The organism is Microbacterium oxydans, from assembly GCF_006540085.1.
Taxonomy (GTDB): domain Bacteria; phylum Actinomycetota; class Actinomycetes; order Actinomycetales; family Microbacteriaceae; genus Microbacterium; species Microbacterium oxydans.
The window spans coordinates 902,510-918,898 of sequence record NZ_BJOG01000001.1 but is presented as its reverse complement, the minus strand read 5'-3'; the positions used below and the strand labels follow the sequence as shown (position 1 = coordinate 918,898).

19 protein-coding genes are annotated in these 16,389 nt (G+C 68.4%); 9 read left to right on the top strand and 10 right to left on the bottom strand.

Annotation, left to right across the window (positions count from 1 at the left end):
* The 4 genes from MOX01_RS04355 (at window position 1) to MOX01_RS04340 (ending at window position 6,382) form a co-directional block, all read left to right on the top strand.
* Window positions 1-555, top strand: a complete 555-nt coding sequence (locus MOX01_RS04355) for a P-loop NTPase family protein (protein ID WP_058630715.1) — start codon at window positions 1-3, stop codon at window positions 553-555.
* Between the two features lie 66 nt (window positions 556-621).
* Window positions 622-3,558 carry a YhgE/Pip domain-containing protein gene (locus MOX01_RS04350; RefSeq protein ID WP_141368528.1) on the top strand — a complete coding sequence of 979 codons (2,937 nt, stop codon included), beginning with the start codon at window positions 622-624 and terminating at the stop codon, window positions 3,556-3,558.
* Entirely contained in the window at window positions 3,555-5,735 is a 2,181-nt protein-coding gene (locus MOX01_RS04345) for a YhgE/Pip domain-containing protein (protein ID WP_141368526.1), read from the top strand. The genes MOX01_RS04350 and MOX01_RS04345 overlap by 4 nt, the downstream gene beginning before the upstream one ends.
* Window positions 5,732-6,382, top strand: a complete 651-nt coding sequence (locus MOX01_RS04340) for a TetR/AcrR family transcriptional regulator (RefSeq protein WP_141368524.1) — start codon at window positions 5,732-5,734, stop codon at window positions 6,380-6,382. The genes MOX01_RS04345 and MOX01_RS04340 overlap by 4 nt, the downstream gene beginning before the upstream one ends.
* An 18-nt stretch (window positions 6,383-6,400) precedes the next feature.
* On the opposite strand, the gene MOX01_RS04335 is transcribed toward MOX01_RS04340, so the two are convergent.
* The 3 genes from MOX01_RS04335 to MOX01_RS04325 form a co-directional block, all read right to left on the bottom strand.
* Window positions 6,401-6,844 carry a BLUF domain-containing protein gene (locus tag MOX01_RS04335; protein WP_113680136.1) on the bottom strand — a complete coding sequence of 148 codons (444 nt, stop codon included), beginning with the start codon at window positions 6,842-6,844 and terminating at the stop codon, window positions 6,401-6,403.
* Window positions 6,841-7,095 (bottom strand): hypothetical protein, encoded by a 255-nt coding sequence (locus MOX01_RS04330; protein WP_046747623.1) that lies wholly within the window; start codon window positions 7,093-7,095, stop codon window positions 6,841-6,843. The genes MOX01_RS04335 and MOX01_RS04330 overlap by 4 nt, the downstream gene beginning before the upstream one ends.
* A 63-nt stretch (window positions 7,096-7,158) precedes the next feature.
* The gene (locus MOX01_RS04325; RefSeq protein WP_058630718.1) at window positions 7,159-7,509 is read right to left on the bottom strand and encodes a hypothetical protein; all 351 of its coding nucleotides are present in this window, start codon (window positions 7,507-7,509) and stop codon (window positions 7,159-7,161) included.
* Window positions 7,510-7,870: 361 nt separating this feature from the next.
* On the opposite strand from MOX01_RS04325, the gene MOX01_RS04320 reads away from it, so the two are divergent.
* The 3 genes from MOX01_RS04320 (at window position 7,871) to MOX01_RS19085 (ending at window position 9,784) form a co-directional block, all read left to right on the top strand.
* Window positions 7,871-9,271, top strand: coding sequence for a threonine/serine exporter family protein (locus MOX01_RS04320; protein WP_058630719.1), 1,401 nt, complete (start codon window positions 7,871-7,873; stop codon window positions 9,269-9,271).
* Window positions 9,272-9,417: 146 nt separating this feature from the next.
* On the top strand, window positions 9,418-9,567 hold the full coding sequence (locus MOX01_RS19090; RefSeq protein ID WP_170224118.1) for a hypothetical protein: 150 nt from the start codon (window positions 9,418-9,420) through the stop codon (window positions 9,565-9,567).
* Between the two features lie 46 nt (window positions 9,568-9,613).
* The gene (locus MOX01_RS19085) at window positions 9,614-9,784 is read left to right on the top strand and encodes a hypothetical protein (protein WP_157543558.1); all 171 of its coding nucleotides are present in this window, start codon (window positions 9,614-9,616) and stop codon (window positions 9,782-9,784) included.
* 50 nt (window positions 9,785-9,834) lie between these two features.
* Here the strand turns inward: MOX01_RS19085 and MOX01_RS04315 are convergent, their stop codons facing one another.
* From MOX01_RS04315 to MOX01_RS04305, 3 genes are all read right to left on the bottom strand, one after another.
* Window positions 9,835-10,407 (bottom strand): hypothetical protein, encoded by a 573-nt coding sequence (locus MOX01_RS04315; protein WP_141368522.1) that lies wholly within the window; start codon window positions 10,405-10,407, stop codon window positions 9,835-9,837.
* 36 nt (window positions 10,408-10,443) lie between these two features.
* Window positions 10,444-10,740, bottom strand: a complete 297-nt coding sequence (locus MOX01_RS04310; RefSeq protein ID WP_058630721.1) for a DUF7882 family protein — start codon at window positions 10,738-10,740, stop codon at window positions 10,444-10,446.
* A gap of 65 nt (window positions 10,741-10,805) precedes the next feature.
* On the bottom strand, window positions 10,806-11,336 hold the full coding sequence (locus MOX01_RS04305) for a hypothetical protein (RefSeq protein WP_141368520.1): 531 nt from the start codon (window positions 11,334-11,336) through the stop codon (window positions 10,806-10,808).
* A gap of 103 nt (window positions 11,337-11,439) precedes the next feature.
* Between MOX01_RS04305 and MOX01_RS19080 the strand changes: the two genes are divergently transcribed.
* Window positions 11,440-11,589 (top strand): hypothetical protein, encoded by a 150-nt coding sequence (locus MOX01_RS19080; protein WP_170224116.1) that lies wholly within the window; start codon window positions 11,440-11,442, stop codon window positions 11,587-11,589.
* A gap of 68 nt (window positions 11,590-11,657) precedes the next feature.
* Here MOX01_RS19080 and MOX01_RS04300 read toward each other — a convergent pair whose 3' ends face one another.
* Window positions 11,658-11,996: a DUF7882 family protein gene (locus tag MOX01_RS04300; RefSeq protein WP_141368518.1), complete on the bottom strand. Its 339-nt coding sequence runs from the start codon at window positions 11,994-11,996 to the stop codon at window positions 11,658-11,660.
* A gap of 216 nt (window positions 11,997-12,212) precedes the next feature.
* Between MOX01_RS04300 and MOX01_RS04295 the strand changes: the two genes are divergently transcribed.
* On the top strand, window positions 12,213-12,647 hold the full coding sequence (locus tag MOX01_RS04295) for a hypothetical protein (RefSeq protein WP_141368516.1): 435 nt from the start codon (window positions 12,213-12,215) through the stop codon (window positions 12,645-12,647).
* A gap of 33 nt (window positions 12,648-12,680) precedes the next feature.
* Here MOX01_RS04295 and MOX01_RS04290 read toward each other — a convergent pair whose 3' ends face one another.
* The 3 genes from MOX01_RS04290 to MOX01_RS04280 form a co-directional block, all read right to left on the bottom strand.
* The gene (locus MOX01_RS04290) at window positions 12,681-14,105 is read right to left on the bottom strand and encodes a serine/threonine-protein kinase (protein ID WP_141368514.1); all 1,425 of its coding nucleotides are present in this window, start codon (window positions 14,103-14,105) and stop codon (window positions 12,681-12,683) included.
* 349 nt (window positions 14,106-14,454) lie between these two features.
* Window positions 14,455-15,204, bottom strand: coding sequence for a dienelactone hydrolase family protein (locus MOX01_RS04285; RefSeq protein ID WP_141368512.1), 750 nt, complete (start codon window positions 15,202-15,204; stop codon window positions 14,455-14,457).
* Between the two features lie 141 nt (window positions 15,205-15,345).
* Complete coding sequence (locus MOX01_RS04280; protein ID WP_058630749.1) at window positions 15,346-16,380, bottom strand: methionine synthase; 1,035 nt, start codon at window positions 16,378-16,380, stop codon at window positions 15,346-15,348.
* Window positions 16,381-16,389: the final 9 nt, after the last annotated feature.

Here is a 16,389-nt window from a genome sequence, read left to right as displayed (position 1 = left end):
ATGCCCAGCTCCCCCCGCCTGCGCGCGAGCGCGCTCCTCCTCGCCGGAGTCCTGGCGTGCGCCGGGTGTTCCGCCGCGATCCCGAGCGCGCCGACGGCCGTCGGCGACGGCTTCCCCGGCACCTGCCTGCCGGCGGAGGTCTCGTGGCCCTCCGACTTCCTCGAATCCCTCCCCGGGGAGTCCGAGGCGATCGGCGGGCGCATCGTCGGCCTTCGCCTCGAGTGGGTCGACGGGGATTTCGTCTGGCGCCTGCGCAGCGCCGACACCCGGCACGACATGTTCGGCGAGCCGGTCGACGATCCGAGCTTCGGCAAGGAGTCCCTGGTCGATGTCCGCACGCTGGAGGTCATCGCCACGGGCGAGACCGAGCTCACCGCAGCGGAGCAGCAGATGGACGGCAGCAGCGCCTACAGCGCGGCCCAGCTCTCGGGTGAGACCTATCCGAGTCCGCTCATCGTCGAGATGGCGCGCGTCATGAAGGACGGCGCACCGTCGTGGCAGCTGACGATGTGCGATACCGCGACCAACGAGATGACCGTCACCACGCTCGACTGATGTGCGCGACGCCGTTTCTTCAGCTAACTTGCACGTTGGTGTGCACGTAATGTGTAAACTCGTCCTGTGAAACAGAGCTGGCGGGTCTACAAGCGCGACGTCAAGAGACTCTCCCGCGTGCCCAAGGCGTGGATCATCATCATCGGCGTGCTCATCACGCCGGCCCTGTACGCGTGGTTCAACATCAACGCGTTCTGGGACCCCTACGCCAATACGGCGAACATCCGCGTGGCGGTGGTCGATCTCGATGAGGGAGCCACCTCCGATCTCACCGGCCACATCGACATCGGCGAGCAGGTCACGACACAGCTCGAGGACAACGACCAGCTCCGGTGGACGTTCATGGGCGAGGACGAAGCCCAGGAGGCCGTGAAGAGCGGCGACGTCTACGCCGCCATCGTCATCCCGGCATCGTTCAGCGAAGACCTGATCAGCATCACCAGCGACGACTTCACCCAGCCGGCGCTGAAGTACTACGTCAACGAGAAGGCCGGGGCGATCGCCCCGAAGATCACGGATGTCGGTGCCTCCGAGCTCGACAAGCAGGTCACGAGCGCCTTCAAGGAGCAGGTCGCCCTGGCGGCGACGAACGCCCTCAAAGAGGTCGGCGACTCCACCGAGCTCCGCCTGCTGAACGCGAGGGACAACACCCTCGACGCCTTCGACCAGGCAGCGCAGACACTCGCCTCGGCTCGAGAGAACCTCGCCGAGACGCAGGACGGTCTCGCCTCCTCCCGCAACACGCTCTCGTCCGCACGGAGCACCCTCGGCGACGTCGACACGACCCTCGGCGACGTACAGAGATCGCTCGCCCAGACGCAGTCGATCATCGCCGAGACGCAGAAGGAGGTGATCACCTTCACCGACAGCGCCACCACCGCGTTCCTGCAGGGGACGACCCTGCTCGCCGACGCCTCCTCGAAGGCGAACGTCTCCATCACGCGCCTCACCCAGAGCCTCGAGCAAGCAGGCGTGCGCATCGATGCCGGTATCGACGACGTCTCCACCGTGCTGAAGGCGAACGAGGCGGCAGCCGCCCGGTTGCAGGCGCTCCTCGACGACACCGACCTCAGCGAGGACACGAAGCAGCGCCTGACCGAGGTGATCGCCTCCCTGCAGGAGCGCAACGCCACCGACCAGCAGCTGCTCGCCGACCTGAAGACCCTCAAGGCCGGCGCCGCCGACACCGTCGGCTCGATCCAGGCGACGGCCGATGCCGTGGACCGCGCGATGCAGGACACCAGGGACGCGTCGTCCTCGATGCGCGACATCCTCACCGGCACCGTCCCCGCGCTGAACAGCGCCATGGCGCAGCTGTCGGCGAGCGTCGGCTCGTTCTCCGCCGCACTGGATGCGCAGAAGGGTGTACTCGCCCAGGCGGACCAGCTGCTCGGCGGACTGGACTCACAGCTCGTCGCGACCTCCGCGGCACTCACGAGCTTCGACGGCGACCTCGCCGGCATCGAACAGGGCCTGCAGACCTCGCGCACCGACGTGGTCGCGCTGAACGCCGCATCCGAATGGGGTCTGCTCGGCACCCTCACCGACCTGGAGCCCGAGCAGATCGCCCAGTTCATATCCTCCCCGGTCGAGGTGGACGAGCACCTGGTGTTCCCCGTCGACACCTACGGCTCGGCGATGGCCGCGCTGTTCACGAACCTGTCGCTGTGGATCGGCGCTTTCGTGCTCATGGTCATCTTCCGCGTCGAGGTCGACACCGAGGGGGTCGAGGGTGTGACGGTGCGAGAGGCCTACTTCGGCCGCTTCTTCCTCTTCGCGACGCTCGCCGTCGGCCAAGCGCTGATCGTGTGCACCGGGAACCTCATCATCGGGGTGCAGACGGTCAGCGCACTCGCCTTCGTCGGCACGGGTGTGCTCATCGCCCTCGCCTACGTGAGCATCGTCTACGCCCTGTGCGTGGCGTTCGGGCACGTCGGCCGCGGACTGTGCATCCTCCTCGTGATCATGCAGATCCCCGGCGCCTCCGGCCTGTACCCGATCGAGCTGATGCCAGGCTTCTTCCGCGCGATCTATCCGCTCCTGCCGTTCTCCTACGGCATCGACGCGATGCGCGAGACCATCGGCGGTTTCTACGACGGTCACTACTGGCGCTTCCTCGGCGCCCTCGCCGTGTTCGTGGTGCTCGCCTTCCTCATCGGACTCGTCCTGCGCCGCCGTCTCGCGAACTTCACCCTGCTCTTCAACCGACAGGTGCTCGCCACCGACCTGCTCATCGGCGAGAAGGTGCAGGTCGTCGGGAACGGATACCGGCTCACCGACGTGATCCGAGCCCTCTCGAACCGCAGCGACTACCGCGACGATCTGGCACGGCGCGCCGAACCGTTCACGCGCCGGTACCCGATGCTGTTGAAGAGCACGGTGCTCACCGGGGTGGCGGGCCTCGTCGTGCTCGGTGTCCTCACCTGGGCTCTCCCCGGATCCAAAGCCCTGCTGCTGGGCCTGTGGACCCTGTGGATCCTCCTCGTCATCGGATTCCTCGTCGCCATCGAATACATCAAGCACAGCTTCGAGAACGGTGCCGAGGTCGCGGCGCTCGACGACACCGAGCTGCGCCGCCTCGCGCTCGCCGGACCCGCAGTCCGGGACGCGGCCCTGCCCGTGGGGACCGCTGCCCACGACGTGTCCACGACCGCTCCGCTCACCATGACCGCGCCCGCTGCCGATACCGAGACAGCTGCCGACACCGCGCCCGCTGCCGACACCGAGACGGCTTCGGGTGCCGAGGCACACGCGCTGCTCACCGAGTGGTTCGAGCCGGAAGGAGAAACGGAGTCGGTCGAGGAGCCCGAGGGCCCGGCCCCCGAGCCCGACAGCTCCGCATCCGCCACCGCTGAGGGCCGACCCGCAGAGCGCCGAACCGCCGAACCCGACACCGCGCCCGAACTCATAACTGAAGACGACACGGCCGAAGAACACACCGCAGAACAAGACACCGCAGAACAAGACACCGCCGAGCGAGCCGAAGGGGAGGACCGCGCGTGAAGAACATCCTGGATCTGACGCGCCGCGACGTGCGTCACGCCACCCAGAACGTGATGGCCTGCATCGTGCTGTTCGGCCTCGTCGTCATCCCCTCGCTGTTCACGTGGTTCAACGTCATCGCCAGCTGGGACCCGTTCGCCAACACCAAGGATCTGAAGATCGCTGTCGCGAGCACGGATGCCGGGTACGAGAGCGATCTCGTGCCGATCCGCGTGAACGTCGGCGAACAGGTGCTTTCCCAGCTGCGCGGGAACGACCAGCTCGACTGGGTCATCACCGACGAGCACGATGCGATCGACGGGACGAAGTCGGGCGAGTACTACGCCGCGATCGTGCTGCCTGAGACCTTCAGTGCCGACATGCTGACGTTCTACGCCGACGGCGGCGACCGCACGCACATCGCGCTCTACACGAACGAGAAGAAGAACGCCTTGGCCCCCAAGATCACGGGGCAGGGTGCGGAAGGGGTGTCGTCCGCGATCAGCGACACGTTCGCCCAGACGCTCGGCGATGTGGCGCTCGGCCTCGTCTCATCGATGTCGGACTATCTCACGGATGACGACACGCAGGCGGCGCTGAACCGCATCGAGGCGCGACTCGGCAGCGTCGGGGACCAACTGCGGTCCGGGGCGACGACCGCCGACACGTTCACCGCTCTGCTCGAGGCGAGTCGTCCTCTGTTGGAAAGCGCCTCTGGCCTGGTCGGTTCGGCCGGCGATGCGTTCAAGGACACCTCTGGCGCCCTCGGCAGCGGTGTGGATGCGGCGGGCGCTCTCAAGTCGACCCTGCAGACGGCCGCGCAGTCGCTGGCGGACGCCCTCGCGGCGACGTCGAGCAGCTACGACGCCGTCGGTCAGCGCATCGACGAGCTGTACGCCGGCGCGGACTCGCTCAGCGGAAGCCAGGTGCAGGCGATCACCACGCTCGCCGAGCGCGTGCAGCAGCAGATCGACCAGTACCAGGCCGTGAAGAACACCTTGGAGACCCAGGTCGGACCGAACCTGCCGGATTCCGCGCAGTCCGACTTCGACGCGGTGATCAGCCGACTCGACGAGGCGATCGCGCGCCAGCAGGCCCTGCAGCAGCGGCTCCAGGACACGGCGACGCAGATCGCGGCCGGCAACGACGCGGCGCAGGGCTCCCACCAGGAGATCAGCGCCGCGATCGCCGACGCCAAGAAGGCGATCGCCGACGCGCGAACCGCGTACGACGACGGGCTCAAGACGAAGCTGAACGCCCTCTCGTCGACGCTCGCGCAGATCGGCTCCGACGTCTCGGCGATCCGCTCCGACCTGTCCGGCATCACGTCGGGTCTGTCCGGGGCGTCCGACTCCGTACTGTCCACCCTGTCCCGTGCCCAGGAGGCCACGACCGGGCTGTCGGCGGCGCTGAACTCCCTGGCCGACAGGTTCGACGGCGTGCAGCAGTCCATCGGAAAAGCCGCCGACACCGGTGACCTCAGTGCCCTGATCAGCGCGGACCCCGGTGTGCTGGCGACCTCGCTCGCCGAGCCCGTGCGTCTCGACCGCACGGCGGTGTTCCCCGTGGCAGGCTTCGGCGCGGCCATGGCTCCGCTGTACATGATCCTCGCCCTGTGGGTGGGCGCTCTTCTGATGACCGTGACGATCCGCACGGACGTGAACGCCGAGACGCTGCCCGACCGGCCGGAGCTCACCCCCACGCAGAAGTACCTCGGCCGCTACGGCGTCTTCGGTCTGGTGGGCCTCGCGCAGAGCACGCTCCTGACGCTCGGACTGATCCTGTTCGTGCAGATCGAACCGGCGCATCCGCTGCTGCTGATCCTGGCGGGGTGGGCGATCTCGACCGTGTTCACGCTGATCGTCTACACCGCGGTCGTGGCGTTCGGCAACGCGGGCAAGGCGCTGTCGGTGCTTCTCCTGGTGATCCAGATCTCGGGCTCGGGCGGCGCGTACCCGCTGCAGTTGCTGCCGGACTGGTTCCAGAGCATCAGCCCCTTCCTTCCCGCGACCTACGCGGTGAACATGGTTCGCTCGGCGATCGCCGGCATCTATCAGGGCGACTTCTGGTGGTCGCTCGGTGCTCTCGCGCTGTTCATCGTCCCCGCTCTCCTCCTCGGTCTCGTGCTGCGGCGACCGCTCGTGAACTACAACCGCAAACTGGTCGATGCCCTCGCCTCGACCAAGGTGATGTCGTGAGCACCGCGACTCCGCGAGACGGGCAGGAGACCGCCGCTCCGGCTCCGCGCCGGCGTCGCGATGCCCTGGCCAACCGAGAGTCCCTGCTGCGGGCGGCGCAATCGGTGCTCGCGACCAATCCCACAGCCTCCCTCGATGCGATCGCGCAGGCCGCGGGTCTCACACGCCGAGCCGTCTACGGCCACTTCGCCGACCGCGACAGCCTGCTGCGCGAGGTGATCGCGGTGGGGGCGCAGCGCTTCAACGCGATCGCCGAGACCACGGACGAGTCCGATCCGCGCGTGACCCTGGCGCGGATGGCGACTCGGCTCTGGCGGGAGGCTTCGGCCGTGCGCGCTTCGGCGAACATCGCACTCGACGACGCGCATCTGGCGGACACCGTCCGCGCCCTGGCTCCGCTGCGACGACGCATCCGCGACCTGACCGCAGTGGGGGTGGGATCGCGAGCTTTCCGCGGCGACATGCCCCCTGAACTGCTCGCCTTCCTGATCGAGGAGACGGCCAGGGCCACGCTGCGCGAGCTGCGGCTGACCACGACCGACGCCGACGCGACCGTCGTGCGCGTGGTGCTCAGCATCGTGGGGCTCTCCTGGACCGAGCAGGCCGAGCTCATCGACGCGCATCCCGAGATCTTCGCCCGGGGCTGAGCGCCTGCTGACGCGTGCTCAGTCGCGCGCCCGTACCCGGAACCACAGCGTGAGTTCGTTCAGTGCCCTGAGCGTGGTGTCGACGTCTGCACCGGCGTCCAGGTCGGCGAACGAGTCCCGGAAGCCCGAAGGGCGGCTCTCGCCGACGTGCAGGGCGCGATACCCCATGGTCCAGTCCGGAAAGCGGCGCTCGGTGATCGACTGCGTCAGGAGCACGCGCAGGTCGCGGTGCCGGGAGTCACGGCGGATGGTGTCGACGAGGCCGGCGATCGTGTCCGCCTGCCCCTCCAGCACCTGGATGAAGCGACCGTCTCGGTGAAGGAGCATGCCGGTGATGCCGCGCCCGTCGTTGAGGCGACGACACACGGCGAGCAGCTGCTCGAGCGCGGTCTCCCTGAACGGCTGTGCCGCCGTGCTGGTGTAGACGAGCGACACCAGACCGGTGGCCGAAGCCGAGCTCACAGCGCGGCCCCCTGCTCGCCGTCGTGGATCTCGGACGATGCCGCGTCTGTCAGCTGCTCGACCGCGGCGGTCGCTGCCCGCAGGGTCGGGAAGTCGCCGAGCGACCGTGATCGGGCATCGAACGCGCGGTACTCGCCGTCCGGCTGCCTGTCGATGTATCCGAGGAAGTCGCCGCGGCGGCTCCCGACATGGAAACCCTCCTCGACGCATGCCCAGAGGACGTCGGGATCGGGCAGGGCGGAGTTCGGCACCTCAGCAGACTAGGCGCACGGTATCCGTTACGCGCTCCCCTTTACAGCGGTCGCGTCGGTGCGCTACGCACGTGCCCCGTGGTCGATGTCGAAGTCGATCGACGCGATCCCGATCTCATCATCCTCATCCTCATCCCCGGTGGCGCGCTGGGGGAAGAGGGGGTGGCGTCGGATCTCCGCTGCCTCGTCGGAGAAGTCCGGATCGTCGCCGTCGGAGGTCTGCGGCCCGACCAGGAGGTCGTTGCCGACGCCGACGATCAGATCGGCGGAATCCTTCTTCCCATCGATGACGATCGGGAGCCGGAGCGCCGCCGACTCGCCTTCGCTCGCGATGGCGGCGGCGAGCGCGACGAGCGCGTCGGCGACGTCATCGGTCGTGACCACCTGTTGGCCTGCATAGGACACGAGTTTCATATCCGCGACGGTGCCACGATCGGCGCAGCACACCCAAGGGGGTTGCATCGCGGCCCTCTCAGACGCTAACTATGCTCACCACGTCGATACCAGCGCGTCGGGGTTAACGTCAAGGGAGGGTGCCCGATGGCAGTGTTGCCGCGGTTCCCGCGTATCGTGGCCGACACGAAGAGCCGCTTCAGCGCTCTACGTCGGTCGAACCGGCGGCGTGTTCGGATTCTCTCTCGGGTCCGGGCGGCGGCTCGGGGGTGGGTGCGTCTGCGCACCCGCTCACTCGATTTCGCCGGTCCTCCGCGTTCGGGTCGCGGAGGACCGGACAGTCTTCCGCGCGATCGGCGGCACCGGCGAGAGAATGGACCATATGTCCGCGAACTCCCGCCGGCCGCTGCTCTCCTCCGTACGTCGCCTGTTGCACACCGATCCGTCAGCGGTCGCGCACACCGAGGCCATGCCCGTCATCGACGAGCGCACGGTCCCCCGCGTGCTCGACCTCGCGACGCGCATCGGGGAGTCGATGTTCGCCGTCGGCGCCTCCGCGCACGAGGTCACGCTCGCGATCACGCGGGTGTGCGACGCCTACGGGATGCGCGGCGTGCAGGTCGACGTCACGTACAACTCCATCACGGTGTCGTTCCACCTGAGCGGCGAGGTCTGGCCCGAGACCCTGGTGCGGGTGGTGCGGGTGACCGCGCCCGACCACGCGAAGCTGCAGCGTGTGCAGGCCCTGGTCGCCGACATCGACGGCGGCCTCGACCTCGAATCCGCCCGCACCACGTTCCGTGCCATCCGGCGTGTGCCGTTCCGCTACCAGCAGCCGGTCGTGATCGTCGCGCGCGCTCTGCTCGCGGTCGGGGTCAGCATCATGCTCGGTGCCGCACCGATCATCGTCGGACTCACATTCGTCGCCGCGCTGTGCGCAGCCCTGACCCAGGCCGGGCTCGCGCGACTCCGCGTCCCCCTGTTCTTCAGCCAGATCGCGGGAGGCCTGGTGACGACGATCGTGGCCGTGGTGGTCTCGGCGCTCGGCACCGCGGGGATCGAGCCGTTCGTCGGCATCCGCCCATCGATCATCGTGGCCTCGGGCATCGTGTTGATGCTCGCCGGTCTCACGGTGGTCGGCGCGGCACAGGATGCGATCGACGGCTTCGCCCTCACCGCAGGCGGGCGCATCCTGGATCTAACCATGCAGACCCTCGGCGTGGTGATCGGCATCCTCGTCGGCCTCGAACTCGGCGGCGTCCTGGGCTTCACGATGGACCTCCCGGACGACCCCGCACCGTTCGGGCCGCCCGTGAACCAGTTCGCCGGTGCGATCATCATCGCGGTCGCCGTCGCGGTGTTCAACGGCGCCGGCATCCGGATCATCCTGGTCAGCGCGCTCCTGAGCGCCGTGACCCTCGCGGGCTACACGGGATCGGTGGCGCTGAACCTGCACCCCGCGGCGGCGAGCGCGGTGGGCGCGCTGCTGGCGAGCTTCCTCGGGATGCTGATCGCGCGAAACCTGCATGTCCCCTCGGTCGCGGTGACCACGGCGGCGATCGTGCCGCTCGTTCCCGGAGTGGCCGTGTTCCAGGGCCTGCTCGAGATGGTCCACGCGGCGGGCACGTCGACGGGGATGCTGCTCGCCGGCGGTTCCCTCATCGATGCGGCCGTGATCGGGATCGGTCTGGCCTCCGGTGCCTCGCTCGGCCTCTACCTCGGAACCCCCGTCCGCGCCACCCTCGCCAGCGTCGCGAAGACCCGAGCCCGCACCCGCCGCTGACCCCTCCCCCTTTCCCCCGAGCGCACGCCCGCCGAGCTGCAACCGGGATTGTCCGCTCACGGGCGCCCACCTGTCAACGGGCAGACGGACCGCACGGAAGTCAGGCGACACTGGTCGTCCAGCCCACTGATCGATCGGAGAACCGCATGTCAGATCCCCAGCACCACTCAGACGACACCCCCGAGGTCGAAGCCCAGGGCATCGACCCGGACATGCCATCGACCGACGACGACATCGATGACGACGGCGACGGCGACGGCGACGAGGACGGCATCGACGTCGAAGACCTGCCCTGAGAACGTCGACGCGCGTCGAGAACCCACAGCGACCAAGGAGGCTCCCGTGAGCACGAACGACCGGAACGACATCAGCACCGAGCCCTCTCCCGGGCCGGAGGACAACGACAACCTCGGGGCCGAGGACGGCAAGGGAACCCCGCCGACCGTGCCGCCGACGGACAAGGACGCCGGCACGGACGACAGCACCGACGCCGAGAACCCCGGCAAAGACTGACGGCCTTCAGCAGGTGAGAGGAGCGCCTTCGCGGACTTCCGCGGGGGCGCTCAGCCTTGTCCCGGCTTGCCCAGCATCTCTCCGGGCGCGAGGGAAGGACACGTCGCCGAAGCGCTGAGGGCCGCGACCTCCGCCCGGATCGCGACGCCCGAGTCCATCTTCGCGACGGTGTAGACGACGCCCTGCTGCGATTCGTCGGCGGGGATGTAGCCGATGAGCACGCCGTCGAGGTTCGGATCCTCGGGCCACGCCATGCCCGATGCCGTGCTGACGAGATCCGCTGTCGGGTTGTCTCGCAACCAGTTCGCAGCCCCTGCAACCGTCGAGTCGGCCACGGTCCAGTAGCCCTCGAGCTGGGCGACCGGCTGGCACGGCCACCCCTGGTACGAGCCGAACGAGACCGGCTTCTCGGTCACGCGCACTGCCCCCGGCGGCACGACGGCCGCATCCAGCCAGGCCTGTGCCTGCTCCTCGGCTGCTGCGTCGACTCCCGCGGGCGGTGCGCTCTGCGTGGCGGTGGGTTCGGACGTGGGCGCGGCGGAGCCGTCGCCCACCGCGGAGGCGCACCCCGTCAACAGAAGGACGGCGGACAGACCGAGGGCCAGGGCGGAGCGACGTCGCATGACCCCACTATAGGGAAGCGGGACGAGCGGACGTGTTCAGCCGAGCTGATCGAGGACGAGCTCACCGCGCGCGTTGAGGTGCTCCATCATGCGCTCGATCCGCTTGGTGTCGATCTCGGGCATGGACGAGCCGTCGAACGCGAGGATCAGCGGGATCGCGGGGTGCATCCAGATGGTGAGACGACCGGCGGGGTTCTTCTCCTCGGGCAGCCACGTCATCATGAAACTCTCGTGTCGACGCAGCTTGGTGCCGATCACGATCTTCAGGTGCGCCAACGTCGCGTCGTCGACCTTGATCGGAGGACGAGAGCTGTTGTACTCGAGAGTTCCCATCCTCTGAGATTACTCCGGAGCAGGACATTTCTCGGGTTCCGGCGCCCGACGCGGGAGCAGAGCCCTCAGTGTCCGTGGGCGAGCTGCTGGATGAGGATGGCCAGCCCGCCGAGGGCGACCAGGATCCCCAGCGCGATCACCTGCTTCCACCAAGGCGCTCGGGTACGACGGACGGCGATGTACCCGATCAACCCGAGGATGGCGACGTAGACGATCGAGGCGATCGTGAGAGCGGTGCCCAGCTCGATCCAGTCCACCACCGCGAGGAGGAGCACAAGGAGCGGGATGGCCGCCGAGGCGATCGCCGTGCTCGTGAGGCGGAGCATCCGCACGAACTCCCGCCGATCAGGGAAGGTCGCGTGCACGGCCAGGTGGGCAAGGAGCTCTGCCACGAACCCGGCCACCGCGATCGCGACGATGCCGACGAGAAGGGTGATGCTCGCCCGCGCGGCGCTGGTGTGCTCGACGTTCGAGTTCTGGACGAGCACGATGGCGAGGCCGGTGAAGGTGGCGTAGATCCGCTCCTTGATCGCGGCGGTGACGACGTCGGCCGACTCTCCGCCCGATCGAGGATGCTCGTCTTCGGGTGGCTGCATGGCCCGCAGATTATCAGCACCCCTGCGCCCGCGCGCGGTCAACCCCCTGACGCCGATCGGCACCGAGGACTACCGTCGCCAGTCCCGACGAGAGGAGAGAAGCATGAGCGATCCGAAGAACACCCAGGGCACCCCCGGCTCCGATGAGGAGGCCGACACCGCATCGGGAGGCGCTCCGGACACCGAAGAGGTGCTCGAGGACGAGACCACCGACGAAGACGGGAAACCGCTCGAGAACCCGTCCGGCGGCTGAACCCCCGGCAGATGACGACCGCATCCGTTCGCGGCCGAATCGACCGTGGGCGGATGCGTCGTTCTGGGTCACGCCCGCTCGAGCACCCGGTTCGGCTCGCGGGGCGCGGCGTCCACCGGCTCTGGCACGAGATACAGACCGCTCGGCGAGTTCGCGGTGAAAGCAAGCGCTTCGATCCACTCGCGATTGATCGAGGGCTGACGACTCCCGCTGTACTTGAAGACGAGCGCGCTGCCGCCATGCACCCAGACGGTCGTGCGTCCGCCGCCGATGCTGACGTCTTCCTTCCAGCTGAAACCGAACGGCTCGCCTCGACGGAGTTTCGCGGTCATGACGAGCTGGATGTGCGTCAGCGCACGATCCTCGATCTCGGTCTTGACGTCGCCTTCATAGATGAACCTGCCCATGAGGCGCTCCTCTGTTTCGCCACGGGAACCCGTGCCAGAGGCGCGACCGAGATGATCGCTGAGTGGTCCTCTCCAGCATCGCACACATGGGGGACATCCGGACCGTCGAGCGTCGCGGAACGACTCACGACACGACCCACGAGTCATCCGTCCGAGGTACGCCGATACCTCGCGCGAGGGATGCCGCGAGGGCGTCACAGCCGCGAGGCTGGGGGCATGAACGTACGACCGCTTCTCGCCGCCTCCGCCCTGATCGTCGTGGGCGCACTCTCCCTCAGCGGATGCTCTGCCTTCGACAGCATCGTCCACAAGCAGTCCACCTCCACCTTCGACGATGCGGCCGCTTTCGCGAAGGGGGCGGAGGTCGACGCGGACTGGATTCCCGCAGACTCCTCGCAGATCACCGTGCGCACCTCGACGGTCGAGAAGGCCGAGGACGCGGTCATCCTCCTCACCAGCGCTTCCGACCTCGCCGATGCCTGCACCGAGGTCGAGCGGCAGTCGGCGCCGTCCTGGACGCTCGACGGCGCCCCCGATCCGTACAGGGCGAAGACCGTCTTCGTCTGCGGCGACTGGGCCGTGATGGCCACGGACGGCGGCTGGTACGGCTGGACGCCGAACTCCGACGGGGAGCGCGCCGCCGCGGGCTGATCGGGTCGGGTGGGCCGATCGGGTCGGGCAGCACTAGTTCTTCGCGTCGCGCTTCTCCTGCTCCTTGTCCGCCTTCTCCTGTTCCTTGTCTGCGTTCTTCTGCTCCTGATCGGCCTTCTTCTGGGCTTCCTCCTGCGCCTTGCGCTCGTCCTTGGCCGCCTGCTCCGCCGCCTTGCGCTCGTCCTTCGTCTGATCGACGACCTGATCGACGTGTGTCGGCTGCGTGTTCTCAGCCGGGACGACGGGGACGACAGTCCCGGAGGTGTCCTGCTGCGCGTCAGCCTGATCCGGTGTCGGATCCGGCGAGGGCGAGCTTCCCGGCGTCTGCTCGGTGACGACGGAATCGACATCGCCGGTCTCCAGGTCGCCGGTGTCTCCGAACCCTTGACCTGCCGCCCACACCCCCACGAGCACGGAGGCGGCGACGACCGCGGCAGCGGCGGTGCCGATCACTCCCCACCGTCGCGTCGGGCGACGCGTGGGCACCACACGGTCCGAAGGCTTCGAGGAGAGGAGCAGTGTCGGTGCGGTGGTGGCAGCAGCAGAAGCGGCACTCGTGGCCGGGACCGGAGGGGCGATCACGGGCACGGGAGGGCGAGGCGGGATGGCCGGCGCAGACGCGAGCATGGACGCCGCGGCGAACACGGCAGCGGCACTGGGCCGGTCCTCGGGGGCGATCGCCACCATCCGGGTCAGCAGATCGGCCCACTGCGGACCCACGGATCTCGGCACCTCAGGGACCTCGATGAGACGCGCCATCGCCGCACCGATCCCCTCCGCCTGGCCGAACGCCCGCTTCCCGGTGAGCGCCTCCAGCAGCACGAGTCCCAGGGAGTAGATGTCGGCCGCCGGAGCAGGAGGCGCGCCCCGGAGTTGCTCGGGGGCGAGGTACGCAGCAGTGCCGATCACGACACCGGGCGACGTCAGCCGGGCATCGTCGACGAGCACGGAGATACCGAAGTCGGCGAGCTTCGCGCCCGAACGGCTCCCCGGAAGCGAGGTGGGCGAGAGCAGCACGTTCGACGGCTTCACATCGCGGTGCACCACGCCGGCACCGTGCACCACATGCAGCGCTTCGGCGAGATCCGCGGCGATCATGGCCACGTCGGTCGGCGGCACGGGGCCCTGGGCGATGCGGGCGGAGAGGGTCGGGCCGTCGACGAACTCCATCACCAGGTACTCGGCTTTGCCCGGCACCAGTTGGGCGTCATAGAGCGTGACCATCGCGGGGTGGTTGAGCGAGGCCAGCAGCGTCATCTCGCTGCGCGCGCGTTCGGACGGAACGCCCTCGCTCCCCCCGTTCAGCAGCTTGATCGCCACTGTCCGGCCGAGCAGGACATCGTCGGCGCGGTACACGCGGGCCATTCCGCCCTGTCCGACGCACTCCCGCAGCTGATAGCGCCCGCCGAGCAGCTCTTGCGTGGGCGCAGAGTCGGTGGGCGCAGAGTCTTCGGTCATCGGCGAGTCCTCCTGCCACCCGTCGGGTCAAGGGCGGCATTCGATGACTTTAGGATGATCCGTCCTCGACGTATCGGGCCTTGACAGGAGCGGGAACCGTCCGGACGGATCCGGCGCCACGGTCGTGGGGTTCTCGGCAGGGACTTTTGTCCAGACTGTGCCGTTAAACGCGGGAGTGCATTGCATTCCGGCTCCATCAGGCGCATCCTGATCGTGCTCCGGTCGTAGCGCGAGATCGTGGGGGGCCGCGCTCGCAGGCATCGGGTGCAGACGGGGCGTTCGCCGGATCCCTCCCCCTCGGCGAGCGCCTCGCCTCCGCGCCCCGGTCAGATCACTCGGCCTCCTGCCCTCACGCACCCCCGAGGTGACGGGCGAAGAACCGGGCGGCGTCCTCCCCGGCGAACGCCGGCACTCCGGTGTGGCCGCCCATGTTGGCGTACAGCGTCTTCTCCGTCGAGCCGAATGCATCGAACAGGTCGAGTGCCATCTGGCGGTCGTTGCCCTCGTCGTCCCACTGGAGCAGCACGTGCAGCGGGATCGTCACCCGTCGGGCCTCTGCCATCGTCGAGCGTGGGACGAAGCTGCCGGCGAAGAGTCCGGCGGCCACGATGCGTGCATCCATCGCGGCGAGGCGGGTGCCGATCGCGATCACCCCTCCGGAGAACGCGACCCGGTCGCCGATCTCCGGAAGCCCGAGGGCCTCGTCGAGCGTCGCCTGCCATTCGGGAACAGCCCGGTCGACCAGAGGGAGGATCAGCCGGTCCACGACATCCGCGGAAGGCTTCTCTCCCGCGGTGATCGCTCGAACGAGGTCGGCCCTGGCGAGCTCGGCGCCGGGCAGTGGAGCGCGTTCGCCTGCCCCCGGCAGCTCGATAGTCGCGGCGGCGAAGCCCTGCGCGCTGGCGTTGCGGGCACGCGCGACCAGTCTCGGATACATGCGCCGCATGCCGATGCCGCCGGGCTGGCCCATGAGGATGAGCGGGACGGGAGCGGTCGGCGTTGCGGCGGGCGGCGTCCACAGGATGCCGGAGACGTCGCCGAGTGTGAACGTGCGCTCGGTGACGCGGTCGTCGAGGATTCGTCGTGAAGTGAAATGCATGGTCGTACCTCTCGGGAGTGCGGCGAAGAAGCGGCGCTCCCGGACGACCTATCGCCCGACCGTGTCTCCCTGGAGGAGCACCGACGTGAGTTCGTTCACGGGTACCACCTCCTCAGGTTGCTGCACGGAAGCTCGAGGCTATCAGAGCGCGGAGCCGAGCTCCTCACGAAGGAGAGCAGTACCTGCGCTGAGCGCCCGCAGCTTGCCGCGGGCGACGTCACGCGACAACGGCGCCAACCCGCAGTTCGTGCTCGGCACGAGCTTGTCCGCGTCGACGAAGCGGAGGGCGTTCCGCAGGGTATCGGCGACCTCCTCCGGAGTCTCGATGATGGGGCTCGCCACATCGATGGCTCCGAGCATGACCTTCTTGCCCCGGATGAGCTCGATGAGGTCCAGGGGCACGTGCGAGTGGTGACTCTCCAGCGAGACGGTGTCGATGCTCGACTGCTGCAGAAGCGGGAACGACTTCTCGTACTGCCGCCACTCCGAGCCGAGGGTCGCCTTCCAGTCGGTGTTCGCCTTGATCCCGTACCCGTAACAGATGTGCACCACGGTCTCCGCGCGCAGACCCTCGGCTGCGCGTTCGAGCACGGCCACGCCCCAGTCCTGCACGTCGTCGAAGAACACGTTGAAGGCCGGCTCGTCGAACTGGATGATGTCCACCCCGGCCGCCTCGAGCTCCTTCGCCTCCTGATTCAAGATCGTCGCGAACTCCCACGCCAGCTTCTCGCGACTCTTGTAGTGACGGTCGTAGAGCGTGTCGATCATCGTCATCGGACCGGGCAGAGCCCACTTGATGGGCTGGTCGGTCTGCTGGCGGAGGAACTTCGCGTCCTCGACGAACACGGGCTTCTCGCGGCTCACGGCACCGACCACGGTGGGCACGCTGGCGTCGTACCGGTCGCGGATCCGCACGGTCTCCCGCTGGTCGAAGTCGACACCGGAGAGGTGCTCGATGAACGTCGTGACGAAGTGCTGGCGCGACTGCTCCCCGTCGCTGATGATGTCGATGCCGGCCTGACGTTGCTCGTGCACAGTGAGGCGAAGCGCGTCCTGCACGCCCTCCACCAGGGCATCGCCCTCCAGCTTCCACGGGGACCAGAGCGTCTCGGGCTCGGCCAGCCAGGAAGGCTTCGGCAGGCTGCCGACGATGGAGGTGGGAAGGATCTCGGGCATGATCGGGGC